The 24,527-nt window shown below is 44.0% G+C and carries 23 protein-coding genes; 10 read left to right on the top strand and 13 right to left on the bottom strand.

All coding sequences use genetic code 11. The features are described from left to right. The 8 genes from H6G05_RS25065 to H6G05_RS18205 form a co-directional block, all read right to left on the bottom strand. On the bottom strand, window positions 1-1,936 hold a 1,936-nt coding region (locus H6G05_RS25065), incomplete at its 3' end, for a WD40 domain-containing protein (protein WP_456356026.1). 58 nt (window positions 1,937-1,994) lie between these two features. Continuing rightward, a complete protein-coding gene (locus H6G05_RS18235) occupies window positions 1,995-3,215 on the bottom strand; it encodes an AAA-like domain-containing protein (RefSeq protein ID WP_190580085.1) in 1,221 nt (406 codons plus the stop codon). Then, window positions 3,212-3,637, bottom strand: a complete 426-nt coding sequence (locus H6G05_RS18230; RefSeq protein ID WP_190580083.1) for an HNH endonuclease — start codon at window positions 3,635-3,637, stop codon at window positions 3,212-3,214. Before H6G05_RS18230 ends, H6G05_RS18235 begins: the two co-directional genes overlap by 4 nt. After that, the gene (locus H6G05_RS18225) at window positions 3,634-4,032 is read right to left on the bottom strand and encodes an STAS/SEC14 domain-containing protein (RefSeq protein ID WP_190580081.1); all 399 of its coding nucleotides are present in this window, start codon (window positions 4,030-4,032) and stop codon (window positions 3,634-3,636) included. The genes H6G05_RS18230 and H6G05_RS18225 overlap by 4 nt, the downstream gene beginning before the upstream one ends. A 12-nt stretch (window positions 4,033-4,044) precedes the next feature. Next, a complete protein-coding gene (locus H6G05_RS18220) occupies window positions 4,045-4,746 on the bottom strand; it encodes a Uma2 family endonuclease (protein ID WP_190580079.1) in 702 nt (233 codons plus the stop codon). 55 nt (window positions 4,747-4,801) lie between these two features. Further along, complete coding sequence (locus H6G05_RS18215; RefSeq protein ID WP_190580077.1) at window positions 4,802-5,422, bottom strand: type I restriction enzyme HsdR N-terminal domain-containing protein; 621 nt, start codon at window positions 5,420-5,422, stop codon at window positions 4,802-4,804. Window positions 5,423-5,425: 3 nt separating this feature from the next. Further along, window positions 5,426-5,857 carry an AAA-like domain-containing protein gene (locus H6G05_RS18210; RefSeq protein ID WP_206756220.1) on the bottom strand — a complete coding sequence of 144 codons (432 nt, stop codon included), beginning with the start codon at window positions 5,855-5,857 and terminating at the stop codon, window positions 5,426-5,428. Further along, window positions 5,829-7,034, bottom strand: coding sequence for an AAA-like domain-containing protein (locus H6G05_RS18205; RefSeq protein WP_190580073.1), 1,206 nt, complete (start codon window positions 7,032-7,034; stop codon window positions 5,829-5,831). The genes H6G05_RS18210 and H6G05_RS18205 overlap by 29 nt, the downstream gene beginning before the upstream one ends. Before the next feature lie 176 nt (window positions 7,035-7,210). Between H6G05_RS18205 and nth the strand changes: the two genes are divergently transcribed. From nth to H6G05_RS18185, 4 genes are all read left to right on the top strand, one after another. After that, window positions 7,211-7,873, top strand: a complete 663-nt coding sequence (nth, locus tag H6G05_RS18200; protein ID WP_190580071.1) for an endonuclease III — start codon at window positions 7,211-7,213, stop codon at window positions 7,871-7,873. 209 nt (window positions 7,874-8,082) lie between these two features. Beyond that, window positions 8,083-8,556 (top strand): photosystem I reaction center subunit XI, encoded by a 474-nt coding sequence (locus H6G05_RS18195; protein ID WP_190580069.1) that lies wholly within the window; start codon window positions 8,083-8,085, stop codon window positions 8,554-8,556. 100 nt (window positions 8,557-8,656) lie between these two features. Then, window positions 8,657-8,767 (top strand): photosystem I reaction center subunit VIII, encoded by a 111-nt coding sequence (locus H6G05_RS18190; protein WP_071590184.1) that lies wholly within the window; start codon window positions 8,657-8,659, stop codon window positions 8,765-8,767. A 292-nt stretch (window positions 8,768-9,059) separates the two neighbouring features. After that, complete coding sequence (locus H6G05_RS18185) at window positions 9,060-9,563, top strand: pentapeptide repeat-containing protein (protein ID WP_190580067.1); 504 nt, start codon at window positions 9,060-9,062, stop codon at window positions 9,561-9,563. A 52-nt stretch (window positions 9,564-9,615) separates the two neighbouring features. Here H6G05_RS18185 and mraY read toward each other — a convergent pair whose 3' ends face one another. Next, window positions 9,616-10,719 carry a phospho-N-acetylmuramoyl-pentapeptide-transferase gene (gene mraY, locus H6G05_RS18180; protein ID WP_190580065.1) on the bottom strand — a complete coding sequence of 368 codons (1,104 nt, stop codon included), beginning with the start codon at window positions 10,717-10,719 and terminating at the stop codon, window positions 9,616-9,618. A gap of 233 nt (window positions 10,720-10,952) precedes the next feature. Between mraY and H6G05_RS18175 the strand changes: the two genes are divergently transcribed. From H6G05_RS18175 to H6G05_RS18160, 4 genes are all read left to right on the top strand, one after another. Then, a complete protein-coding gene (locus H6G05_RS18175; protein WP_190580064.1) occupies window positions 10,953-12,308 on the top strand; it encodes a 16S rRNA (cytosine(967)-C(5))-methyltransferase in 1,356 nt (451 codons plus the stop codon). A gap of 235 nt (window positions 12,309-12,543) precedes the next feature. Then, on the top strand, window positions 12,544-13,578 hold the full coding sequence (locus H6G05_RS18170; protein WP_190580062.1) for a 30S ribosomal protein S1: 1,035 nt from the start codon (window positions 12,544-12,546) through the stop codon (window positions 13,576-13,578). Between the two features lie 124 nt (window positions 13,579-13,702). Continuing rightward, window positions 13,703-14,500: a TlyA family RNA methyltransferase gene (locus H6G05_RS18165; RefSeq protein ID WP_190580060.1), complete on the top strand. Its 798-nt coding sequence runs from the start codon at window positions 13,703-13,705 to the stop codon at window positions 14,498-14,500. 75 nt (window positions 14,501-14,575) lie between these two features. Continuing rightward, on the top strand, window positions 14,576-15,487 hold the full coding sequence (locus H6G05_RS18160; RefSeq protein WP_190580058.1) for a hypothetical protein: 912 nt from the start codon (window positions 14,576-14,578) through the stop codon (window positions 15,485-15,487). Window positions 15,488-15,691: 204 nt separating this feature from the next. Here H6G05_RS18160 and H6G05_RS18155 read toward each other — a convergent pair whose 3' ends face one another. The 3 genes from H6G05_RS18155 to H6G05_RS18145 all read right to left on the bottom strand — a co-directional run bounded on the left by H6G05_RS18155 (window position 15,692) and on the right by H6G05_RS18145 (window position 20,047). Beyond that, window positions 15,692-16,495 (bottom strand): DUF1838 domain-containing protein, encoded by an 804-nt coding sequence (locus H6G05_RS18155; RefSeq protein WP_190580056.1) that lies wholly within the window; start codon window positions 16,493-16,495, stop codon window positions 15,692-15,694. 261 nt (window positions 16,496-16,756) lie between these two features. Further along, window positions 16,757-17,143: a DUF2358 domain-containing protein gene (locus H6G05_RS18150; RefSeq protein ID WP_190580054.1), complete on the bottom strand. Its 387-nt coding sequence runs from the start codon at window positions 17,141-17,143 to the stop codon at window positions 16,757-16,759. A gap of 156 nt (window positions 17,144-17,299) precedes the next feature. Continuing rightward, window positions 17,300-20,047: a bifunctional acetate--CoA ligase family protein/GNAT family N-acetyltransferase gene (locus H6G05_RS18145; RefSeq protein WP_190580052.1), complete on the bottom strand. Its 2,748-nt coding sequence runs from the start codon at window positions 20,045-20,047 to the stop codon at window positions 17,300-17,302. 274 nt (window positions 20,048-20,321) lie between these two features. Here H6G05_RS18145 and H6G05_RS18140 point away from each other — a divergent pair, with 274 nt between their 5' ends. Beyond that, window positions 20,322-20,900 carry a histidine phosphatase family protein gene (locus H6G05_RS18140; RefSeq protein ID WP_190580050.1) on the top strand — a complete coding sequence of 193 codons (579 nt, stop codon included), beginning with the start codon at window positions 20,322-20,324 and terminating at the stop codon, window positions 20,898-20,900. 142 nt (window positions 20,901-21,042) lie between these two features. On the opposite strand, the gene H6G05_RS18135 is transcribed toward H6G05_RS18140, so the two are convergent. Continuing rightward, on the bottom strand, window positions 21,043-21,357 hold the full coding sequence (locus H6G05_RS18135) for a hypothetical protein (protein ID WP_190580048.1): 315 nt from the start codon (window positions 21,355-21,357) through the stop codon (window positions 21,043-21,045). Between the two features lie 131 nt (window positions 21,358-21,488). On the opposite strand from H6G05_RS18135, the gene H6G05_RS18130 reads away from it, so the two are divergent. Then, a complete protein-coding gene (locus H6G05_RS18130; RefSeq protein ID WP_190580046.1) occupies window positions 21,489-24,512 on the top strand; it encodes a CHAT domain-containing protein in 3,024 nt (1,007 codons plus the stop codon). The last annotated feature ends 15 nt before the right edge of the window (window positions 24,513-24,527 follow it).

The following is a 24,527-nucleotide window of genomic DNA, read 5'->3' as shown; positions in this document are numbered from 1 at the left end:
CTGTCAAGGTTTGGATTTCTTTTCCTTCCAGATTCCACAATTTGACGGTTTTATCGGAACTTCCCGTGGCAATGGTCTTGCCATCGGGACTAAAGGCTACGTCACCGACACTATCACTATGCCCTTTGAATGTTTGGATTTCTTTTCCTTCCAGATTCCACAATTTGACGGTTTTGTCGGAACTTCCCGTGGCAATGGTCTTGCCATCGGGACTAAAGGCTACGTCACCGACACTATCACTATGCCCTTTGAATGTTTGGGTTTCTTTTCCTTCCAGATTCCACAATTTGACGGTTTTGTCATTACTGCCTGTGGCAATGGTCTTGCCATCGGGACTAAAGGCTACGCTCAAGACACTATCGCTATGCCCTTTGAATGTTTGGATTTCTTTTCCTTCCAGATTCCACAATTTGACGGAGCCGTCCCAACTGCCTGTGGCAATGGTCTTGCCATCGGGACTAAAGGCTACGCTCAAGACACTATCGCTATGCCCTTTGAATGTTTGGATTTCTTTTCCTTCCAGATTCCACAATTTGACGGAGCCGTCCCAACTGCCTGTGGCAATGGTCTTGCCATCGGGACTAAAGGCTACGCTCAAGACACTATCGCTATGCCCTTTGAATGTTTGGATTTCTTTTCCTTCCAGATTCCACAATTTGACGGTCTTGTCCCAACTGCCTGTGGCAATGGTCTTGCCATCGGGACTAAAGGCTATGCTCAAGACACTATCGCTATGCCCTTTGAATGTTTGGATTTCTTTTCCTTCTAGATTCCACAATTTGACGGTGTAGTCATTACTGCCTGTTGCTATGGTCTTGCCATCGGGACTAAAGGCTACGCTGCGGACAATATCGCTATGCCCTTTGAATGTTTGGATTTCTTTTCCTTCCAGATTCCACAATTTGACGGTCTTGTCCCAACTTCCTGTGGCAATAGTCTTGCCATCGGGACTAAAGGCTACGCTATCGACAATATTGCTATGAGCAAAGCGATTTTTTTCTTGGACTCCATAGACAAACCGCGACAAATTCGCAGTCACCAACATTTGCGTATTTGCCCTGTCTCGCTTGGCAACTTCAGGATCTAAGTCCTTGAGTTTCCGTCCCGCACTAACCGCCTTAACCAAAGCGTCAAATACCTGATCTCCCTGAAAGTCTCCCTTAGCATCGAGACTCTTGATCCTTGCATCAGCAATTTGAATATCATCAGTTGCAATCTTCACTGCCAGTGCCGCCTTTGCCTGTTCCGCTAAGGCAACCTTTACCTTCCCTTCCGCATCCGCAATTTTCGCTTGTGCCTCAGCCACCTTCTCCGCCGACTCTTGTGACACATTCGCTAACTCAGTCTTCGCCGATTCCAAATCCTTTTGCGCCGATGTCACCTTCTCATCCGCTTCTTTTTTTTTTGCTAGAGCCTCTCTCACTGCCTGCGCTGCATCTCTTTTCTCTTTTTCTGCATTCTTTCCAATTTGTTCAGCATCTTTATTTGCCAAAGCTACCTTCTGATCGGCATCCTTAACTTTAGTCTCAGCCTCTTTCCTTGTATCTGCAACCTTCACATTCGCCTCATTCACCGATCGCGCCGCCCATAACCCCGCACCCGTCGCCAAAGCCAAAGTCACCGCCAAAATTGCCGAACCTATCTTCACCCTGCGATCCGCCTTTTGCTTCGCATCATCTAAAATGATCGCCCTTTCCTCTAAAACCCGCGCCTCCTCCTCAGCGATTTCCTGCTGCCTCAGCGCGATTAATCTTTCCTGTTCCGCAGTTTCCCTCGCCTGACGTTCCGCCTCTAGCTTGAGATTACTCTCAACCTTCTCAACCTCCCGACTCTCCCGCAAAAAAAACTCATCCGCATCACTGAGTCGCTTACCCCGCGCCCACTCATCCGCATTCTTCAGCGCCTCACCCCGCAACAAAAAACGGTAGTGTGTCACATTTGTTGAACCAGGTAATTGATAAAAACGGCAAACCTATACCAGCATTTTTTATAGCCTATGCTTGGTATTTTCTCCCCAACAAATGTGAAACACTACCCAAAAAACCATCCTTCTGCTCCGCATCCCGCCATGCCCGAAACGCCGAACCATAAAACTCTGGACGCAAATCCGCTAACTGCCCCTCAACCCATGCATTATTAAACACCGCCCCATAGATTGGATTATAGGAAATCAACCGCCCATCCCGTCGCACCACCAACCCCGTCAACCGCAACTTCGATCGCTCCTCACTGCGATCATCTTCCAACTCCCCATCCGCCAACACCTGCTGATAGCAACCCAACATCCGTCCCCGTAACTTCTCTTCTACACTAATCACGCGATCCCTAATCGTCGTCAAATGTGGCGGCGCATCCTGCGATTCCCAATTCGTGACAATTCGCTCCTGTACTAAATTCTCAACCCAACCCGCAATATTCTCAGGTGGTGCGATTCCTGCTAACTCCTTCTCCATCATTCCCAACAACCGTTGAATCAGAAAAGGCTGTCCACCCGTCCACTTCACCGCCTCGGCTAGATAATCCTGCGGATTCGCCACCTTACTCGCCAAACCCTGCATCAATGGCAAAGCCTCCGTCAGCGTAAACCCCGCCATCTCCACCGCATAGCCAATATTAAACGCCGAAGTATTATGACTCTGAATCAAATCCGTCGGTGTCGCCACACCCAAAAAGGAAAAAGTGAGACGATTATATTCGGGCTTAGTCGGACGATCTTCAAAAAACGATCGCACCAAACCAAAGAAATCATCCATGCCAAACTTGAGACTCAAAAGGCGATCTATTTCCTCCACAAAAATCACAATCGGCGCATCAATCTCTTGCAACACGACTATTTCAATAAACTCCGCAAATCGCTGCACAGGCGACAGCAATTCCCGTTCCCTAATCCAACTCCGCAAATCAAACTTATTTTTTAAATCCAAATCCCCCACCAAACTCCGAATCGCGCTGGCATACCACTGCTCGCAAGTCACCTCCACCCCAATCTTCTGCGGATCGATCGTCGCGCACACAATCCTCTCCGCTTGCAACTTATGCGTCACCCGCACCCGCAAACTCGACTTCCCCATCTGCCGACAGTTAAACACATAGCAATACTTACGCTCCTTAAGCAACTCGTAATAGTCGCGATCGCATTGGCGCTCCACATAACTAGGCGCATCCGCAGGGAGACTACCACCAACTTGATAATTAAAAGAGCTAGCACTAGTCATAATGGCGGGTGATTTCCTGTTGTATAGAGAATACGACGCAGATTGACAACTCCTTGACGATTGAGTTTAAGCAATTCTACAGTTACTCGTCCTGTGGGCGTTAAACCAATGATTTCACTGTAATCATCATTCCAAGTAAAATGCTCATTCCATTGCTGTTGTCTAGGATGATAGAGATCTGTTACTTGTGAAGTTATGGGGTCAATTGCTTGAGTTTTAGTGTGTTTGTAATTGTTGCAGCCTTGACAAGCGAGAGCAAGATTATCAACTGTAGTTTCACCATTTTTCCAAATTGGAATAATATGCTCAACCGAAAGCCTCTGTGTAGAGTAAGTCTCTTGGCTAAGACAATATTCACAACAACCTTTTGCTCTTTCCGTGACTATTTGACGAAGCTTTTCGCTGATTGATTTAGCCGTCATAAAGCCTGTGGTTGTAACTGAAACTCTTGGATTAGCTCATTCAAAGATATTTGTCGAAGTTTCGCAAGTTTAGTTAAATTTTCTAACCTTTTAACATCAATTGCTTCAATATGTTCTCCTAGGTTGATTAACTCTTGGTATTCTTCATCCGTAAGGGCGTTATCTTGACGCTTACCAATAAGCAAGTCATAGCGCTCTTGTAGTTGATTGGGAATACATTGAGTAATTTGTTGCAATAGCAAAGATTGATCCTTTGGCAAGCTAAGAGTTTTGCGCTTAGTCTGAACTCGGATTGCTTTGGCAATCAATTGTTCTAGCTCAGACGAATCTAGCTGTTCTACAGTTTGAATAAGCTGCTCAAAGGGAAGTTGAGTTTGAACGGTAATTTGACTCATAATTTTAATTAGTTATTCTAAGTCTCCATAGCGATCGCGGTAGCGTTGCAATAGTACCTCAAGCTCCTGTTTTGCCTGTTCAGCTTGCAGTTTTGCTTGTTCAGCATCTAATTTAGCTTGCCGCTCTTGATTTACTTGTTCAGCAAGCTCAGAGGGAAAAGGTAACTTTTCGCCATTGTCCAAACGATGCAAGGCAATTTTTTTGTCCTCAATCGATAGCTGCAACCATAAAACTAAACTCTGTCCGTCGATAATCGGCTCATATTCTTCACCCTTGAGGCGATAACCTTGCAATTGCTGCTCTAACCATTCATTTTTCGGGTCAAATAGCCAATATTCCTGCACACCCATCTGAGCATAGAGATCGCGCTTAAAGCCAATATCAGTAATCTGAGTACTTTTGGAGGTGATTTCAAAAATCACCGCAGGTACTTGTCCCTCTTCCCAAATTTTATAATTGTCCCGACCGCCAGCCGCCACATCAAAAATTACCATCACATCGGGAGCCACACGCATTCTGGGGAATCCTTGGGCATAGTAAAGAAACTGATTGCCCAAAACCGTCGCTTGTCGACCCGTTAGATATTGCCGCAGCATTTCTAAGAGTATGGCGATCGCATAAAAATGGTCGTAGGTTTCTGCCACAGGCTCACCATCACTAGAGGGATATTCGGGTGGGTTGACTGGTTTAATCGCAGGTGCTGAAATTACCATAATTAATTTTTATACCTATTTTTACCCTAATATATCCGTTACGACAAAGACGACTTCATATGGCTAATTGAGCAAGATGTTTCAAAATACTGACAACTGTATATAAATCATTGCCACGCTTGATTGAGAATAGATCTGATTCGGCATATTTTAGGCTGTCTTGAAGCTGAAGTTTTAGAAAGATAAACTCACTGCCATTCGTAACCAGTCCAAAAACAGGGCGATCAGGGTGGGGATTTGCCATCATGTAAGTTAAGGCTTGGGGAATGCCAACTTCTACAGAATAAGCCGCTCTCTTTGCCTCAATCACGACTACCCAAAAAGGCGGTTTAAATACCAAAACATCAATTCGTCCTTGAACAAGAATATCTTGATCTTGGGAGAGAATATTCACCACCTGCTCGGCTTTGAGATAGAAAGGATTGCGATAGAAACCTGCTAGTTTCAGAATCGGCGATAGCACCACCATTTTTACAAGCGGTTCCAATAGAGAATGTTTCGACAGGTGTAGATAATCTTCTTTGAGATCGTCAAGGCTTAACTGTTCAGTGTCGTTGAGCTTAGGCAAATTACCGCGCCACTCATCAAAGAAATCGGTATCACTCGATTGCGCGATCGCAAAAAGTTCCTCTAGCTTTGCCAAATCAATTTCTGATGCTTGTAAAGTTTTAGGCATTGGTTACACTCCTAAACGGTTTTGGAAATAGCGCCTATATAGCTCATTGCGGATCTTTACACCAGTCTCTGTGCGTAATATTAAACCCATTCCATCTAGCTTTGCTGTAGTGGCAAGATCAAAACGTATGGGTTGCGGTGAATTAACCAGCGATCGCAAAACTTCCGTAAGATGAGCATCTTTTTCGACCTTGGCTAAACGAGTGGTGAGATGTTTGCCAAAAAGCCCCACTTCCGTCGCCGCAGTTTGGATGAACTGCTCAAGAGAATTTGCGCCACTAGCTAAATTATAAAAAGCTAGTCGTACTAGATAGGGATGTCCACCGATTAATTCTGATATTGGTTCGATTTGTGTAGAGGAGAATCCATGCATTGCGGCAAGTTCCTGCACTTGAGCAAAGGTAAATTCATCCAAATCTAATGGGCGTGCCCACATTAAACGGTGATTGGTTAATATCCTTCGTTGTAAAAGATTCCATCGAATAGGCAAGCACTAGGCGCAACTTGCCCCATCTTTTGTCATGTTTGCCCTGCTCATGCCAACCGCGCAATAAACCGCAAAAATCCACCTCGATCGCTTCGTGTAGAAATATCCGATCCAAGTTTTCAATCGCAATCACTAACGGGCGATCGTCGTCGTTATTTAACAAATATCTTTCAAAAAATTCCTCACAGTTGCTGTTTGCGCCAAACATTTCATCCCAATCATCAGTTGGTTTTGCCTTCACTCCCAAATCACGCCCAATCACCGCACAAAACCACTGCAAGAAGCGATCCATATTTTCAAAGAACTTGCGATCGCATTTTTGCAAATCTAACCATGTGGTGCGACTATCCAACCGCCGCGCTTCTTCCAAGACACGCACCAATAGCGAAGACTTACCCATGCGGTCAGGTGATTTTAAACGCAGTAGGGCATGGGGCATGGCGATCGCTTTAAAGCATTGTTCCTGTTGAGGCGATCGCGGAATATAAAACTCGGAACCAATCCGCACCGCGCCTTCAGGTTCTTCGATCGCTATATTTACCTTCGGTAAAACCTGACTTTCATAACGGCGTTCTAACAACACAGGCGTTTGCGTTTCAGGAATATTTTTGAGAGCAATCAGATTTTTTCCCAACTCAAAAGCATCTTTAACTGATTTCCCCTCAAATAAAGCCCCATAAAATCCCTTGGCAAACTCGATCGCCGCCACATCACCGATCGCCTGATTCATCCCTAAAACGTAAGGCACATAACGGGCGATCGCCTCCGCTTGCACCTTTGAGAAACAAGCATTCAGCACCACGCAATCGATGCCATTTTGGAGAATCCGAAACAAATCTGCTAGAGCCTCAGTGGGTGCGAGTTGCCAAGTGCCATCATCATGTTCTAACACCAACCCATTTTCCGCCGCCCCATGCCCTGAGAAATGCACCACACGCGGTACTTCCTGAAGCAAAATTGGTTGCAAGTCATCGATTCGGACTGCGCCTTTAGTCACAATGGCAAAGCGATCGCGCAAGCTCGACTTCTGACAACATTCCTCAATTTCCCGAAATTCCGCCTCAACCCGCAAGCGATCGGTATTCGCAGGATTCGCCGATAGCAATAATACTTTTTTCTTATCCATTTGCGAGCTTGGGGGAGGCTATTTAAGTTGGAAGCAATGTGTTTTGGTGCGGCGAAGCCTCACTACTCAATTTTAAATGAGTGCCGCCCGAATTATTTAGCATTGTTTAAAAAAGCACCTGAAGGAGCTTTTTTAAACAATGCTAAACTACAAATCATCGGTGTATCGCGCTACTCATGGGAATTATTACCAAACGTTCATCTAAAAAAGTTCGGGCTAACGAAATCCTAATTCGTCTCAAACGGCTTTATCCCGACGCAACCTGTTCGCTTGATTACGAGACACCTGTGCAGTTATTGGTAGCAGTCATCCTCTCGGCTCAATGCACCGATGAGCGCGTGAATATGGTCACACCCAAACTATTTGCACGATATCCCGATGCGATCGCCTTAGCTAATGCCGATCTCGATGAACTCATGGAGTTAGTCCACTCCACAGGCTTTTATCGCAACAAAGCTAAAAATATTAGAAGTGCCTGTGAAATGATCGTGCGTGACTTTGATGGGAAAGTACCAAATACAATGGAAAAACTGCTCAAGCTTGCAGGAGTGGCTCGTAAAACTGCCAATGTGGTCTTAGCCCATGCCTATGGGATCAATGCAGGCGTGACCGTTGACACCCATGTAAAGCGGCTTACTAAAAGACTGGGATTAACCAAATTTGAAGAACCAATAAAAGTCGAGCGGGATCTGATGGGAATGCTGCCCCAACGGGACTGGGAAAATTGGTCAATTAGGATTATTTATCACGGACGTGCTGTATGTAATGCCCGTAAACCTGCTTGCGATCGCTGTGAGCTAGCCGATTTATGTCCATCAGCAAATTATCAAAACCCGTAAAGTTGCGCCCCTGCGGGGCGCAACTTTACGGGTTTTGGTTTGTAATTATTTATGTCTAGCTACTCAAAATAAAAACTTGGCTTTGCCAAGTTTTTACTAGTGGTTGTGAAGTTTTCTAAAGATACGCCCTCTTTATGCAGAGACATCAGCGCTTATTCCCTAAAATGAAGACAAAATTCTCCCTGCAATCTTTAACTTAATAAAGACTTATGACAGATTTTGTAAAACCCTTCAAGAACGATCCCCAACTAGGGAATTTGTCTACACCCGTTAGCGATTCTGCGATCGTTAAGGCTTTTATCGGCAACCTTCCCGCTTACCGCGCAGGCTTGTCTCCTAGCCGTCGTGGTCTAGAAATCGGCATGGCTCATGGCTACTTCATTTACGGGCCATTTGCATTATTGGGACCTCTGAGAAATACAGAATTAGCCAGCCTTGCTGGTCTGTTGGCAACGCTCGCATCTGTTGTGCTGTTGACCGTCGGCTTGTCCTTATATGGTCAAACTGTAACTAAGTTGCAGTCTAGCTCAGCCTTAGAAGCCCCTGCCGAATTAGGTACTCCTGCTGGTTGGAGCGAATTTGCTAGTAGCTTCTTGCTTGGTGGTGCTGGTGGCGCTGCATTTGCATACTTCCTCAACTACCTAGAGCCAATGCAAAAATTCCTTGGTCTGCTTTGGAATTAGATTTATTTTTGGTGTTGTTAACTTCAGCTCCAAATCATATTAATTTAATCTAAATCAGATCCTCAAAAATTTATATCTTAATTCAAGGAAACCCACGACCATGACTGGATACTACGCACATTACTACGTCTCTTTCATCTTCGTACCACTTATTGGTGTAATCCTCCCGATCGCCACCATGGGACTACTTCTCAACTACATTGAGAACTAATTTACAAAATTGGAAAACAGGCTCTTTGTAGTCTTAATTTTCAATATCTTTAAACTCGCTCTTCGTATTTTTTTATCACATTCTCAAAAACAGGAAAGGCGATCGCTACAATGTAGCGATCGCCTTTCCTGTTTTTATAGCTGTCGCCATTCTTGTTAGGACATAAAACCCAAATAGTGTGAGGCGGCGCGAAGCGCCGCCTCACACTATTTGGGTTTTGATTTGTCCTGATACAGATGGCTATAGCTATACCAGACGCTAAGATAAAGCCATTATCTTTAGTTTTATTTCTATGCAATTTTTAAAACCGTCTTCATTTTTGCGCTTAGCGATCGCTCTAGTACTTGCGAGCGCCTGTTTACTAACATCGCCTATCAAGGTCCAAGCAGAAACACTCTCATTTAGCCATGCCCAGTTAAAAAACAGAGACTTTTCAGGGAGAGATCTGGTCGGTTCAGGCTTTGCCAATGCCAACATGGAAGGAGCCAACTTTGAAAATGCCGATGTGCGCGGAGCCGTATTTAGCGCCTCCATTTTAAGAAGAGCAAACCTCAAAGGGGCAAATTTTTCAGGCGGATTACTCGATCAAGCAGATTTTGCTAAAGCCGATCTCAGTGATGCGTTGCTAGTCGAGACAATCTTATTACGCAGCACCTTTGATTTTGTGAATATTGATGGGGCAGATTTCACGGATGCGATCATGGATGGTGGACAACGCAAATGGCTATGCACCAAAGCGAAAGGCACAAACTCGAAAACTGGTATTGATACCAGAGAATCTTTAGAGTGCAACTAAAAAGCCGCCCAATTGGGCGGCTTTTTAAAAGTGTATTTCGTGATTAGCTTGTCTATGGAAGTTTGCTAACCAAAAGTGCGATCGCTACTAAAAGCCCACCTGTGAGATAAAAGAATTTGACCACATGTAACTCATGCCAGCCGCTCAACTCTAAGTGATGGTGAAAAGGAGCCATTTTGAAAAGACGCTTACCCATTCCAGTTTCATCTTTGGTTGCCTTGTAATAAGAAACCTGAGCAATTACTGAAATTGATTCCCAGATAAAAATTGCTCCGACAATTAAAAATGCCCATAGCAAGTTACCAAGGATAGCAGTCGAAGCAAGTGCACCACCTAAAGCCAGCGATCCCGTGTCACCCATAAATACACGGGCTGGATAGCGATTGTGCCAGAGAAATCCTAAATAGCTACCGCTGAGGCACATGCAAAAAATGGCGAGTTCTTTGTTCTGAGGAAACAGTAGTAGCCCCATACCAAATAAGGCGATCGCACCAGTACCACCAGCTAAGCCATCTAAGCCATCGGTGAGGTTGGTCGCGTTGCTACTGCCAAGGAATACAAACAGAGCCAGAGGGAAAAACAGTAAGCCCAGAGGAATCACAAATTTCAGAGGCAAATTAATCGTGGCGATCGCCTGCCAGTTTTGGGTTAAACCTAGCCAAGTACAAAAACAAGCCGCGAAAAATGCTTGGAGTAAAAGTTTGGCTCGTGGAGACAAGCCTTTATTGGAGTGACGACGCAAAATTTTCCAATCATCTAGCCAACCGATAAATGCAAAGGAAAGCGTGAGCAAGCTACAAGCTATGACTTTGTCATTAAAGCCAGACCATACCAACGACAATAAAATTCCGACAGGTATAATGAATATCCCCCCCATCGTCGGCGTACCTTGTTTTTTGAGGTGAGCCTGTGGACCATCTTCACGGATGATTTGACCAGCCTTGAGGCGACGCAACGCGGGTACAGCAAAAGTCCCCAATGCAGCTACACCAGCCCCCCCAAATGTGAATGGTAACAGCAAACTTGAACTTATATTAGGATTCAAGAAAAGATCGACACCAACAATTAAACTTATTAAACCGATTGCTAAACCAAGTGCTAGGCTACTTCCTGTCGGAAATTTTGCTTTCCTAACTCTCACACCAGTATCAACCATTGCCGCTCCTCACACCCACAGTAACCATCACACTTTTTTTAGATCGAACTTTAGATCAGCAGCTTTTTTACGGCTTTGTAACAGATGATTAAATATCACCTGAATATACGCTCTTAGATACCAAATAATGACCGCATTTGTCTACAGTGCAACCATTGAATTTTGATAATTATTGAATCCTTGAACTCAATTTTTGTAAATAGCCCTTTAATTTTAAGTTTATTAAATTGCCGATGACGAGTAAGAATTCTCGACAAATTGCTTTAGAAGCACTACGTTTGATTCAAAGACGCAATGCCTATGCGGATGTAGCGCTTGACTGTACGCTGTCGCGGGCGCGTCAGGATAACATTAATCTCCCAGAAAGCGATCGCCGTCTGATCACGGAGTTAGTGTATGGATGTACGCGCCGCCAAAAAACCCTGCAAGCGGTTTTGCAAAACTTCTCACAAAAACCAACCACAAAATTACCACCCGACTTATTAATAATCTTACACATTGGTATCTACCAACTATGTTTTCTCGATCGCATCAAGCCATCTGCGATCGTTCATACCACGGTGGAATTGGTCAAAGAAAATAATTTAAAGGGCTTGTCAGGATTTACAAATGGGGTAATGAGATCCATACTCAGAGCTAAAGAGAAGGAAGATATTCTTGCTAATATTACCGATCCCGCTAGTTTTTATAGCTATCCTGAATGGTTGATCGAATTATGGCAAAAAGAATTTGGTCAAGAAGCGATCGCAAATATTTGTAATTGGTTTAACCAAACGCCCCATCTTGATTTACGGGTAAATCTTTTATATGCGACAAGGGATCAAGTCCTAGCTGCTTTTGCTGAATCTGAAATCAAAGCTGAGCCGATTCCCTATTTGCCCGATGGTATACGTGTGGCGCAGGGATCAGGGGATGTGAGCCAATTACCCAAGTTTAAAGAGGGTTGGTGGTCAGTGCAGGATGCAAGCGCACAGTTAGTTACTTACTTATTAGATCCACAACCTAATGAGATCATTATTGATGCCTGTGCTGCCCCCGGTGGTAAGACGACACATATCAGCGATCGCCTGAAAAACACGGGCAAAGTCTATGCCTTGGATCGCCTTGCTAATCGTCTTAAAAAAGTTGAACAAAATACGGCGCGTCTGGGGATCACGAATGTGCAAACCGTTGAAATCGATGCCCGTGAATTTGATGCGGACAAAGTATTAGAGTCAAAATGCGATCGAGTCTTATTAGATGTGCCTTGCTCTGGCTTAGGAACATTACACCGTCACGCCGATGCGCGTTGGCGACAAACTCCCGAAGAACCCTATAAACTAGCCAAAACCCAAGCCGAAATTCTGGAACGCGCTATCCAATGGGTAAAGTCTGAAGGTGTAATCGTTTATGGCACTTGCACCCTACATCCTGCTGAGAACGAACAAGTAATTACCCAGTTTTTAATCAATCATCCCGATTGGCAAATTGTGCCGCCGAGTGGTGATAATCCTGCCGCTCATTTTGCCAGCGATCGCGGCTGGGTAAAAGTCCTGCCCCATAAACATGATATGGATGGCTTTTTTATGGTTAAACTCCAAAAAACATAAGAGTTATACGATAGTAGGCTTCGTAAACTCTCGTATAAAAAATATTTGCTAACACTTTCTATATCTAGCTTAAGTACGCTATAATTGCAAACCTATGCCTATAGGTTTTACTAAAAATATTAACAACACAAATAGGCGTAGGATGTAAACCGCAACAAGCTGTAACGGCTACTGCTCTTACATTTCTGGGAGGAAACCAGATAAATTCAAAACAGGAACAAGGAAAAATTTAGTTATGATCAATCGGGCCAAAACTGCCACAACCACCAATGTCGGCTTCACACATGAAGATTTCGCGAAGCTTTTAGATAAATACGATTATCACTTCAGCCCTGGCGACATTGTTGCGGGTACAGTATTTAGCATTGAGCCTAGGGGCGCACTTATTGACATTGGCGCAAAGACAGCAGCCTATATCCCGATTCAGGAAATGTCGATCAATCGTGTTGATCAACCTGAAGAAGTATTACAAAACAATGAAACCCGTGAGTTTTTCATTCTCGCTGACGAAAACGAAGAAGGACAACTAACCCTTTCGATTCGTCGCATTGAGTACATGAGAGCATGGGAACGTGTACGCCAGTTGCAAGCAGAAGACGCAACCGTGCGATCTCTTATTTTTGCTACCAACCGTGGTGGCGCACTAGTCAGAATTGAAGGACTACGCGGATTTATCCCTGGTTCACACATCAGCACTCGCAAGCCTAAGGAAGAACTAGTTGGCGAAGAATTGCCACTTAAGTTCTTGGAAGTAGACGAAGACCGCAACCGTCTTGTTCTCAGTCATCGTCGCGCCCTTGTTGAGCGCAAGATGAACAAGCTCGAAGTTGGCGAAGTCGTGATCGGTGTCGTCCGTGGTATCAAGCCCTACGGTGCATTTATCGATATCGGTGGTGTCAGTGGCTTGTTGCACATTTCCGAAATCTCCCACGAGCATATCGAAACTCCTCACAACGTCTTCAATGTAAATGACGAAGTGAAGGTAATGATCATCGACCTTGATGCCGAACGTGGACGTATTTCGCTTTCCACCAAGCAACTCGAAGCAGAACCTGGTGATATGGTCAAAGACCCTCAACTGGTTTACGCTAAAGCCGAAGAAATGGCTGCAAAATATCGTGAGCAACTAAACGCACCTCCTGCGGTAATGGAAATTCCTGTAGCCGCAGTTGAAGAGGAAGAGTATGAAGTTCCTGATGCAATGGAAGAGCCTGAAATTCCTGAAGAAGTTGTAGCTGAAGCAGTAGAAGAAACTGTAGCTGAAGCTTAGTCAAGACTAACCAAAAACTAAAAGAGAGTTGCGGCGCAAAGCGCCGCAACTCTCTTTTAGTTTTTTATGTCCTGATACACTTGGCGAAGCTATATTTTTGATGTGGTTAAAGGTTATATAGAGTTTGAAAAAGCGTTTAGATGTCTTATTGGTTGACTTAGAGCTAGCACCATCGCGGGAGCAGGCTCAAAAGTTTATTCGAGCTGGCTGGGTGCAGGTCAATCAGCAGGTGATTGATAAGGTTGGTACTGAGGTCAAAGATGACGCAGTGATTTTGGTGAAGCAACGATCGCCTTTTGTGTCCCGTGGTGGTGAGAAATTGGCAGGAGCGCTTGCTAAATTTGCGGTGAATTTGGGCGATCGCACTTGTTTTGATGGGGGGATCTCGACGGGTGGATTTACGGACTGTATGCTGAAGCAGGGGGCTGAGAAGGTCTATGGGATTGATGTGGGCTATGGTCAGGTAGCTTGGGAAATTCGCAGTGATCAGCGAGTGGTGTTGCGAGAGCGGACTAATCTCAGACATCTTACTCCTGAAGATTTATATGCGCCTGAAGATATTGTTCCTGACTTTGCGGTGTTGGATTTATCGTTTATTTCGCTTACTAAAATTTTGCCTTCACTATGGAATTTATTGCGATCGCCGCGCGAGACATTACTGCTCGTCAAGCCGCAATTTGAAGCGGGTAAGGGACAAGTAGGCAAAAATGGGATTGTTCGCGAACCAAAAGTTAGAGCTGAGGCGATCGCTAATGTTTTAGCAACTGCTCAAGGTTTGGGTTGGCAATTTCAAGGTTTAACGCCTTCACCAATTCAAGGTCGGACTGGTAATTACGAATATTGGCTATGGCTAAGTGAGCAGTCTTCAGAAATAGTTACGCCTAGTTTTGAGGAGATTTTGTCAATGGCTCATGGCAATTAAATTTCTTATTATTTCAATCTCGTAAATTGCGGCAAAATAATAGAATTAAATCTATGTAACCTATAGCTTACAGACATGAGAACCTATCAGCCCAGTAATATCGCTCCCTCTCAAGGAGTCGCGATATTAGCTATCTCTTCTTTAGTCTCAGGTGTGGCGATCGGCGGAGCAACCGCATTTATCAGTAAATTTATTTACTTTATTGTTTTATTCCCTCTAGGAATGGGATTTGCAACTGGTGCTGCAATGGGGTTTGCAGTCAAAAAAGGCAAAATTCGGAATCCACTTACTGCTCTTGGATTAGGTATTTTAGGTGGACTGGTTACCTACGGCTCGCTGATGTACGGACAGTACATCAATTTTCAGCAGGAAACCGAAAAAATCATGGAGCGTGAATATAATGTCACCGACAAGAATCAGGCAAAAGAGCAAATCAATAGCTTTTTGCAACAGGAAACTGGTTCTTCAGGATTTGTTGGCTTTTTAAAAATGTCAGCCAAAGAAGGAATTACCATTAGTAGAAGAAGTAGTTCCTTCGAGATCAAGGATAATTTTGCTTATTTACTCTGGTTGATCGAGTTGGGAGTTGTTGGATTCTTAGCAGCTTCCATTCCTTTTAAATCTGCAAACGAACCATTCAACGAAGAAGCTAATGAATGGTATGGAGAGAAACAATGGGTAGGCAGTGCAACAGAGGAATCTAGGGATGAACTCATACGTCTCTTGAATATGGATGATATGGCAGGAGCTTCTGCTTTATTGTCTAGTCAGACTGATGTACCGACTCCTCGCATTGATATTTATTCCCAATCCTGTGCTGGTGTTCCTTTTAGCGATTCTGTAATTACAGTTAGCTATGTCTCCACCAATGCGAAGAAACAAAATGAATTTAAAGATATCTTGACAGGATTGGTCTCAGAATCTCAGCGATCGCTCCTTGTCCCTCAAATATCTACAGCAACCTCTGAAATTCCCCCAGAAGCCTAAATTTATAGCTGCCGTCGATTGTGTTAGGACAAAAGCAAAACCCAAGAAGAGAATAGCGGCGCTTCGCGCCGCTATTCTCTTCTTGGGTTTTATGTCCTCATACACTTAGCGACAGCTATATAAGAATAAAGAAAGGCAGCCATTAGGGCTGCCTTTCTTTATTGCTGGACAAACACAAAACGGCTAGCCGCTTTGTGTTTTGGTTTAGACCGTAGGAATCGGGAAAGTAACACCTTGCAGATAAGCGTCAAAATGCTGTTTGAAATATTGCCATGATGTCATTTCTTCCCCTTCAGTTTTTTCAGATGGTGCATCTCTAAACAGAGGTACACGGGTTTCAATTTCTTTTTTGAGAATCAGTGGTAGCTCGTTAAAATCTTTAACTTTTTTACCAGAGGCGCTATAAATCAGATTCCCTTCACGCCGTCCCATTTTCATCCAAGGTAGCCATGGACCCACCCGATTCCAAGACAAGACTAATTTGGAGACCGTTGTGGTTGTGGGATCTTCGAGATCGGCGATGGGAACAGAGAGTTTAAATAACTCGACGGCATTGTATATCGGGCGATCGCAATATTCAGCAAATTTAGGATCGTCAGCAAGGGGATTAGGATACTGAGCAAATAAATCGAAAATGAAAGTTGCAGTGTCGCCTTCCACCTCGGCAGGAATATTGTGGCGAAATGTACCTTGAATCGGACTATGGGCGACATGTACCACAGATAACATTTCCCCTGTCCAAGGATTTTGCCAATGGCGAATTATCTCTCTAGTCTCAGGATCAAGATATAGAATCACTTCGCGAGAGGTGAAGTCCCATGAGCCATCACCCTTGTCTATACATCGTGCCACATTCATCCCGACGATTTGGAACAACTTACGCTTTGGCTCGTTAGGCATAAAGGAATATAAATAACCACTCCAAGCCAAAAAAGATGGTGTGCCATTAGTGGAACATCTGGTTTTAGCAAACTGCGTAGCCGAAAATTCTCGCGTTTCTGCAAACATTGATTTTCTCGCTATTTTAGGTTTGGATCACTTATCGCTAGCTTCAGTGTACAAAACTTATGCAAAGTAAAAAATATATAAACAAACCCAAATTGTTGGGCTGCCCGCTAAGCGGGCAGCCCAACAATTTGGGTTTGTTTTATATAGCTATCGCCATTTAGGACACAAAAAGTGTGAGGCGGCGCGAAGCGCCGCCTCACACTTTTTAGGTTTTGATTTGTCCTAACAAGAATGGCGACAGCTATAACTATGCTGAGCTACTTAGGAAAAGACAAAATGCTGCTTAATGACATCAAATTTAGTACATTCCCAATAGTCAATGTGAGAAATAATTAGTTCTCCCGCCATATCTAGAGTGAGGTCACTCCAGCCCGTCACACTAATTCTTGGTTTCCAAGGTAATGGTGCATCCCAACTCATTGTCCAGCGAGCCTTGACAAGATTATCGGTGCGGGTGATATCGTGAAGCTCTAGCTTGAGATTTTTAAACCAAAAGGTAATGAAGCCAATCATCTTCTGATATTGCTTGATGCCACGAAAGTTATAGACAGGATCTTTAAAATAGACATCTTCGCTATAGATGCTATAGGTTTGCGCTTCAGGGAATTTTGCATAATCCGCCTTAATAATGTCGAGAATATTGGTCATTTTGCGATCGCCTTTTAAAAATAAGTACGTTTAGCTTTGTGAATAGAATAAATCTAAGTTTTATAGCGCCAAGCTCGAATTGAAAACCAAACCCAGAAAACTACAGCAGGCTTAGCCTACCGTAGTTTTCTGGGTTTGAATATTCTGGGGAGACAACTAAACTGGTCTAAAAACAGCCTTCAACATTCCTGCCTCAGCATCTTGGTGTAATTGAAAGCCTAGTTTGCGACAGAGGCTTTGCATTTTGTCGTTGCTATTGAGGATATAACCAACGATCGCCTCAAGTTTTTCCTCCTTACCAACTTCCAACAGTTGGCGTAATAACTCAGTGCCTAGCCCTTGATGCTGGTAGCGATCGCTAACGATGAGTGCAAATTCTGCTTCGTTTGTGCCATGTAACTTACTGAGCCTTGCTACTCCCAGAATCTCATGCTCTAATGTTTGGGGATTTTTGTAGTCAGCAGCTAAAACGATTTCGCGATCGTAATCAATGAAGCAAATCCGAGTGAGTCGCTCATGGGAAATGCGTTGCTTGAGTTTGACCATGTGGGCATACCGCAAATAGACGCTCTCTTCTGAAAGACTTTGGTGAAACTGCACCATGAGCGGTTCATCTTCAGGGCGAATCGGGCGAATCTTGAGGAGATCTCCTTTCAACGATTCCCATAGCTGCACATACTTAGTGGGATAGGGGCGAATCGCTGGAACGGGACGCTTGTCAATATCGGCGGTTGTATGAAGAACCACTCGCGCATCTAGAGCAATCATCCCCTCAGGAGAGACCGTCAGAGGATTAATATCAATTTCCCGAATTTGAGGCTGCTCAACGATTAGCTGGCTAAGGTTAACCAATAATTGTTCAAGTTTAACGAGATCGATCGCCTTTCGACCCCTGACTCCTTGTAAAGCTTGATAGATGCGCGTTTGTTCCATCATTCGCCGCGCAAGGGTAGTATTTAATGGCGGTAATCCTAAAGCGCGATCTTGAAAGATTTCTACTAATTGCCCCCCCATCCCGAAAAGCATCACTGCACCAAACTGGGGATCGAGACTGCTTCCTAAAATCAGTTCGTAGCCTTCCATCTTTACCATAGGCTGCACAGTGACCCCCAAGAAAGCTTGGGGATCAATAGCACGCACTTTAGAAGCGATCGCCATAAAAGCACGAGTAACGGCTGCGGCATCAGATAGATTTAAACGCACACCACCCACATCAGTTTTGTGAGTAATAGTTTCCGAATGAAGTTTGAGAACGACGGGATAACCAAAGCGATCGGCAATTTCGACAGCTTCGAGATCACTAGTGGCAATTTCGGTCGGTACAGTGGGAATACCATAGGCAGCAAGTAAATTCTTGGACTCATATTCAGTTAATAGACGGCGATCGCTGCTAATAGCTGGCGCTAAGATTTTTTCAGCAAGAAGGCGATCGGGTGCATGTTGATCTGAATCCGTAGGCAAGGAAGGTGTTTCATAGATCCCTCGCAAATTGTAGGTATACCGCCACATATAGTTAAACAATCTAACGGCCGTATCGGGATAGGGATAGGTGGGAATATTTGCCTGATTGAGAATTTGGGTTGCTGCGGCAATTTCTGCACCACCCATCCAACTGGTGATTACAGGCTTGCCTAATTGACTGTAAGCCTTGAGCTTTTCAGCCGTCTGTGTAGGATTAGTCATTGCTTGGGGAGTCAAGATGACGAGTAATCCATCGCTATTGGGATCGTTCGCCACAACTTCTAAGGTCTTGGCATAGCGATCGCTACTGGCATCCCCCAAAATATCAACGGGATTGTGATGGCTCCATTGAGGCGGCAAAAATTGATTAAGTTGCTGTACTGTTTCTGCTGCTAGTTCTGACAATTCACCACCGCCACTGATCAGGGCATCGGTAGCGATCGCCCCAGGCCCTCCCGCATTAGTGACAATCGAGAGACGATTTCCTTTTGGTCTCGGTTGTTTAGAGAGAATCTCAGCCATATCAAATAGGTCGGAAATCGTATGCACCCGCAATACTCCACAGCGTCGGAATGCGGCATTCAGCACTTCGTCACTGCCTGTCAATGCACCTGTATGCGAAGCCGCCGCCTTTGCCGCCGCTTCTGTATGACCGACTTTCAACACAATAATCGGTTTGTCCATGGCAACTTCACGAGCTGCGGAAAGAAAAGCATGGGCATCACCAATCGATTCCATATACAACACAATGCTGTGGGTATGGGGATCATCGCCCAGATATTCAATCAAATCCCCCCAACCAACATCCAACATCGAACCAATGGAAACGAAGGCACTAAATCCCACATTTTCGCCGAGGCTCCAGTCTAAAATCGAAGTACAGAGCGCTCCACTTTGACTAATGAAAGCGACATTGCCTGCACGGGCGATCGTTCCTGCAAAAGTAGCATTTAGCCCTGCGAGAGGATTCATCAGCCCTAAACAATTTGGACCAATAATTCGCATCCCACCCCGTCTTGCTTCGGCGAGAACTTGTTGTTCTAAAGCTTCGCCTGCTTCACCAATTTCTTTAAACCCCGCCGAAACAATAATTGCACCCTTCACCCCCACTGCTACACATTCCCGAATCACCTGTGGCACTGTTGCCGCAGGTGTGGCAATTACGACTAAATCCACGACTTCAGGGACGCTAGCGATATCAGGATAGGACTTAATTCCTAATACACTATGGCGCTGAGGATTAACGGGAAAAACAGTCCCTCCAAAAGGACTACGAATTAAGTTCCATAACAATGTTCTGCCGACACTTCCCTCTCTTTCACTTGCACCAATGACTGCAACAGAGCGAGGATGAAAAATACAATCAAGGGGATGGCGCTGTCCTTTCCAAATATCATGGGCAGGATCACCTACACATATTTGATTCACTAAAACTTTTTCCATGCCATTATCCTAAGCTTAGATATCAAGGTGGATTACCCACCAAGGACAAAACAAGAAAGTCTCTTTTCTATCTCTTCAACTATAGCGGCTTTCAAATGAATAAGTACTTGTACAAAATAAATCATGTAAATCAGTCATGTCAGTATCCATAAAAGCCCGCGCAGCAGTTTCAGGATTGAGCCTCTCTAAGGTGAAGTATTGAGATGTGGACTGGGCTTAATGTTAGCAGCAATGGTCACTACGGTAAAATACAGAAACTATACTATTGAGAATTATGACCCAGAGTATTGTGGCGATCGCTAGTGTGATGATGATGTCCGCAGCAACTAGTTTTCAATCTGTTGCCCAATCCCCTGCCAGTGACGAATGGACTGCTCTCAAAGGCACAGGCAAAGTCGTACTAATGCGCCATGCGCTTGCCCCCGGCACAGGAGATCCGAGTGGATTTCAACTGGGAGATTGTAGCACTCAGCGTAATTTGTCAGAAACGGGACGAGAGCAAGCTCGCCAAGCAGGGAATGAGTTTCGGAGGCGACAGATTCCTGTTAAACAGGTTTTATCTAGTCAATGGTGTCGTTGTTTAGAAACTGCCAAGCTTTTGAACTTAGGAGAGGTGAAGCCAGAACCTGCCCTCAATTCCTTTTTTCGCGATCGCAGTACAGAGGATATCCAAACCGCTCAAACCCGCCGACTGATCACAGAAAATCGCCAACAGGAGGGCGTAGTGATTATGGTGACGCATCAGGTAAATATTACAGCTTTAACAGGGATAGTGCCGCGATCAGGATCTGCTGTAGTGGTACAAGCTAACTCCGCAGGCGAAGTAATTGTAATTGGAGAACTAGATCCTTAAGATAGGACAAAGAGACTGAGGTAAGGGAATACTTTGAAGCATTTATTTGAAGAGTTTAAGAGATATAAGTCTCAAAGAACCTTATTTTTTGTGGCGCGGCAAACGCGCCACAAAAAATAGTTCTTCATTTTACTGCGATACCTTAACTTACAATGAGTGCAATAAGTATTGCCATTGCTGTGACTAAGATAGCAAGTAGAATTTTATATTTAGAGTGAAGTCGATCTTTATCAGTTAGAAGAGTAGGCTCTTCCATATACATCGGAGTTAGAATTGCATAGTTATTGAGCAGTCCTTGATCATCTACGGTATAACCTCTTGAGAGAGGCATACCTGACACAGAACTGGTTTCAAAAGTGGTTTCTTGAACTGCTTCTGGAACTTCTACAGAGGGTAGCTCATTGCTATCACTACGACTATCTGCTACCTTCATTTCGTTGCGATCGATGGTATACATATCGGTGATTCCTCAATGAATAGTTTTATCTCTTCATTCTGTAATTGTACCACTTTCTACGATAGCGAGATCAACGATTAGCGATCACAAGTGTCAAATTACTACCAAAAATTAGTTTCGAGAAGGTCATCATGCTATATCGCTCAATCCTATCTACCTTGTTGATTTTGAATGCTTCGACTTTTTTAGCAAATTCAGCAAACGCCAAAATGCTTTTGCAGCCTTTAACTTCTCAACATAAACTGGCTCAAAGTCAAGCTCCAAAACCTGAACAAAGCAATCTAGATCGCGGTTTTCAGTTAGTGATTGATGGTCGAACTCGGTTGCAGCGTGGAGAGGCTCAAGAAGCAATTCAACTATTTCAGCAGGCGATCGCCATTTTCCAAAAAGAAGGGGATCGCTTTTCGGAAGCAAGAACTCAGAATTTTATTGGTAATGTTTATCTGAATTTACAGCAATTTGATCGGGCGATCGCCTCCTATCAAGGAGCTTTTAAGATTGTTAGTGATCTTCAGTTACAAAATGTTAAGGAAAATTTGCAAGTCAGATTAGATGAAGTCCAGATTTTGCAAAATCTAGGCTTTGCTTTGAATCGGGCTAATAATTGGCGGCAAGCGATCGCCACCTATGAGCAAGCATTGGTAAAAGCGAGAGCCATTAAAGCCCAAGAACGAGAACTGACGATTCTTAATAATATTGGCAATATCTATGTGGAGATTGGACAATTTAGTCAGGGGCTAGAACGATTACAGCAAGCTCTGGCTATTTATGAATCCACGAATAATCAAAAAAGTTCGGCAGGAGTCCTACTCAATATTGGTTTTGCCTATCGACGATTAGGACAATTTGAGAAAGCCCTAAACTTCTATCAGCAATCTCTCAAGATCGTGCAGGTCACAGGTGAGCGCAAAATCGAAACTAGCATTCTCAATAACATCGCAGGGGTATACCGCAGTCAGGGAAAATATTTACAAGCTTTAGAAGCTTACCAAGCTTCACTGGAAGTGTCTCAGCAACTTAACTTAACTAGTCAGGCGGCAACCACTCTCAGTAATATTGGAGTTGTCTATAAGGAATTAGGACAACTAGATAACGCCTTACGTTTTCAAGAATTAGCATTACAAAAAATTCAAAAACTTGGCGATCGGCAAGCAGAGAGTATTTTTCTGAGTAATATTGGTTCCATTTATGATGACAAAGGGAATCTCAAACAAGCATTAAGTTATTATGAAAAAGCCCTTGCGATCCATAAAGAACTCAATGATATTCCTGCTCAGGGCATCACATACAACAATATTGGTGAAATATATCGACTTTCAAAACAGAATGACCTAGCAATTAGTAATTATCAGAAGTCCTTAAAAATTTTACGGGAGATCGGCGATCGCTCTGCTGAAGCAACATCTTTGAGTAATTTGGGGCTAGTATATGCCGATCTCAAACGCTATCCCGAAGCTCTTGATGCGTATCAACAGGCTGCCGCCATCCATCGCCAGTTGGGAGAACGCCGAGGTGAAAGCATTGACCTTAGTAATTTAGGAAATTTATTTGCTAGTTGGCAGCAACCAGATTTAGCAATTCTCTTTTATAAACAATCGGTAAATATCCGCGAATCCATTCGCAAAGAACTGCGATCGCTATCAGTAGCCGATCAAAAAACTTTTACAGGGACAGTCGAAAGAACCTACCGTGATTTAGCAAACTTACTGCTCAAACAAAATCGCATTTTAGAAGCTCAACAGGTACTTGACTTATTGAAGGTACAAGAACTGGACGACTATCTCCAAAACGTGCGCGGTAATGTGGAAACAGCGAAGGGGATTGAACTTCTAGCTCCTGAACAAAGATTTTTAACCGATTATAGTGCGATTCAAAATCGGGCTATTCAAGCGGGGAAAGAACAACTTGATATTTTGAAGATTACTCAAGCAAACCGATCGTCACAGCAAATTCAGCGACTGCGGGAGTTGCTTGATGTCCAATCACAATCATCTCAACAACTGAATACCTATGTGCAGAGTCCCGCCGTGGCAACGATTTTGAACCAAATCAATCAAGGCGGTGATCGCTCAAATGCGTTAAATCTGGAGCAATTCACGGCTCTACAAAAGACCCTCCAAAAAATGTCGCAAAAAACTGCCATTTTCTATCCACTAATTTTAGAAGATCGCTTAGAACTAATTCTTGTAACAGCTAATGGCGATCCGATTCGGCGCACCGTTGCGATTAAGCAAGAAGATCTCAATAGTGCGATCGTGGATTTCCGTTCTGATGTCCGCGATCCAAGTTCCCTTGATATCTTGGACTCATCGCAACGCATATATACTTGGCTGATCGCACCGATCGCGGCTGACTTACAAAAAGCTGGTGTACAAACAATTATCTATGCCCCTGACGGGCAGTTACGCTATCTGCCGATCGCTGCGCTCTATGATGGCAAGCAATGGTTAGTGGAACGCTATGCGATTAATACGATTACTGCCGCGAGTCTCACGAATTTAAGCGATCGCCGCCGCAATAGTCAGCCCCTCGTACTTGCAGGTGCTTTTACCTCTGGCAAATTTATCTTCGATGTGAATGGTCAAACTTTTAACTTTTCTGGATTACCTTTTGCGGGTATAGAAGTTGACAACCTGATTGCCAAGTTGCCTAATTCCACGAAATTGATAGATCGGGATTTTAATGTTAAGTCTACTGTCGCTAAATTTAAACAATACAACATCATTCATCTGGCTACCCATGCCGCCTTTGTGATTGGGAAACCTGAAGACTCCTTTGTACTTTTTGGAGATGGCAGTCGAGCGTCCCTCAGAGATGTGTCCACATGGTCATTACAAAATGTCGATCTCGTAATTCTCAGTGCTTGTGAGACAGGGCTAGGCGGCACACTTGGTAATGGGACAGAAATAATGGGCTTTGGCTATCAAATGGAGTACGCAGGAGCAAAGGCTGCGATCGCATCTCTCTGGCAAGTTTCCGATGGTGGCACACAAGCTTTAATGGATGCTTTTTATGGCATACTCCAAGATACAAAGCTAACCAAAGCTGAAGTATTAGCCAAATCCCAACGAGTGCTGATTAATACTGGTAAAAATAGTAACTTTAGTCATCCTTACTATTGGTCACCATTTATCATTATTGGTAATGGCTTATAAGCATTTTTGTCCGCC

The organism is Phormidium tenue FACHB-1050, from assembly GCF_014696925.1.
In the GTDB taxonomy this organism is placed as follows: Bacteria; Cyanobacteriota; Cyanobacteriia; order Pseudanabaenales; family Pseudanabaenaceae; genus Pseudanabaena.
The sequence above is the reverse complement of the archived record's forward strand: the minus strand, read 5'-3'. Positions and strand labels throughout refer to the sequence as shown.

Excerpts from the sequence above, each read along its gene's own strand:
- H6G05_RS18235 (WP_190580085.1), bottom strand. The coding sequence starts at position 3,215 with ATGACTAGTGCTAGCTCTTTTAATTATCAAGTTGGTGGTAGTCTCCCT.
- H6G05_RS18230 (WP_190580083.1), bottom strand. The coding sequence starts at position 3,637 with ATGACGGCTAAATCAATCAGCGAAAAGCTTCGTCAAATAGTCACGGAA.
- H6G05_RS18225 (WP_190580081.1), bottom strand. The coding sequence starts at position 4,032 with ATGAGTCAAATTACCGTTCAAACTCAACTTCCCTTTGAGCAGCTTATT.
- H6G05_RS18220 (WP_190580079.1), bottom strand. The coding sequence starts at position 4,746 with ATGGTAATTTCAGCACCTGCGATTAAACCAGTCAACCCACCCGAATAT.
- H6G05_RS18215 (WP_190580077.1), bottom strand. The coding sequence starts at position 5,422 with ATGCCTAAAACTTTACAAGCATCAGAAATTGATTTGGCAAAGCTAGAG.
- H6G05_RS18210 (WP_206756220.1), bottom strand. The coding sequence starts at position 5,857 with ATGTGGGCACGCCCATTAGATTTGGATGAATTTACCTTTGCTCAAGTG.
- H6G05_RS18205 (WP_190580073.1), bottom strand. The coding sequence starts at position 7,034 with ATGGATAAGAAAAAAGTATTATTGCTATCGGCGAATCCTGCGAATACC.
- nth (WP_190580071.1), top strand. The coding sequence starts at position 7,211 with ATGGGAATTATTACCAAACGTTCATCTAAAAAAGTTCGGGCTAACGAA.
- H6G05_RS18195 (WP_190580069.1), top strand. The coding sequence starts at position 8,083 with ATGACAGATTTTGTAAAACCCTTCAAGAACGATCCCCAACTAGGGAAT.
- H6G05_RS18190 (WP_071590184.1), top strand. The coding sequence starts at position 8,657 with ATGACTGGATACTACGCACATTACTACGTCTCTTTCATCTTCGTACCA.
- H6G05_RS18185 (WP_190580067.1), top strand. The coding sequence starts at position 9,060 with ATGCAATTTTTAAAACCGTCTTCATTTTTGCGCTTAGCGATCGCTCTA.
- mraY (WP_190580065.1), bottom strand. The coding sequence starts at position 10,719 with ATGGTTGATACTGGTGTGAGAGTTAGGAAAGCAAAATTTCCGACAGGA.
- H6G05_RS18175 (WP_190580064.1), top strand. The coding sequence starts at position 10,953 with ATGACGAGTAAGAATTCTCGACAAATTGCTTTAGAAGCACTACGTTTG.
- H6G05_RS18170 (WP_190580062.1), top strand. The coding sequence starts at position 12,544 with ATGATCAATCGGGCCAAAACTGCCACAACCACCAATGTCGGCTTCACA.
- H6G05_RS18160 (WP_190580058.1), top strand. The coding sequence starts at position 14,576 with ATGAGAACCTATCAGCCCAGTAATATCGCTCCCTCTCAAGGAGTCGCG.
- H6G05_RS18155 (WP_190580056.1), bottom strand. The coding sequence starts at position 16,495 with ATGTTTGCAGAAACGCGAGAATTTTCGGCTACGCAGTTTGCTAAAACC.
- H6G05_RS18150 (WP_190580054.1), bottom strand. The coding sequence starts at position 17,143 with ATGACCAATATTCTCGACATTATTAAGGCGGATTATGCAAAATTCCCT.
- H6G05_RS18145 (WP_190580052.1), bottom strand. The coding sequence starts at position 20,047 with ATGGAAAAAGTTTTAGTGAATCAAATATGTGTAGGTGATCCTGCCCAT.
- H6G05_RS18140 (WP_190580050.1), top strand. The coding sequence starts at position 20,322 with ATGACCCAGAGTATTGTGGCGATCGCTAGTGTGATGATGATGTCCGCA.
- H6G05_RS18135 (WP_190580048.1), bottom strand. The coding sequence starts at position 21,357 with ATGTATACCATCGATCGCAACGAAATGAAGGTAGCAGATAGTCGTAGT.
- H6G05_RS18130 (WP_190580046.1), top strand. The coding sequence starts at position 21,489 with ATGCTATATCGCTCAATCCTATCTACCTTGTTGATTTTGAATGCTTCG.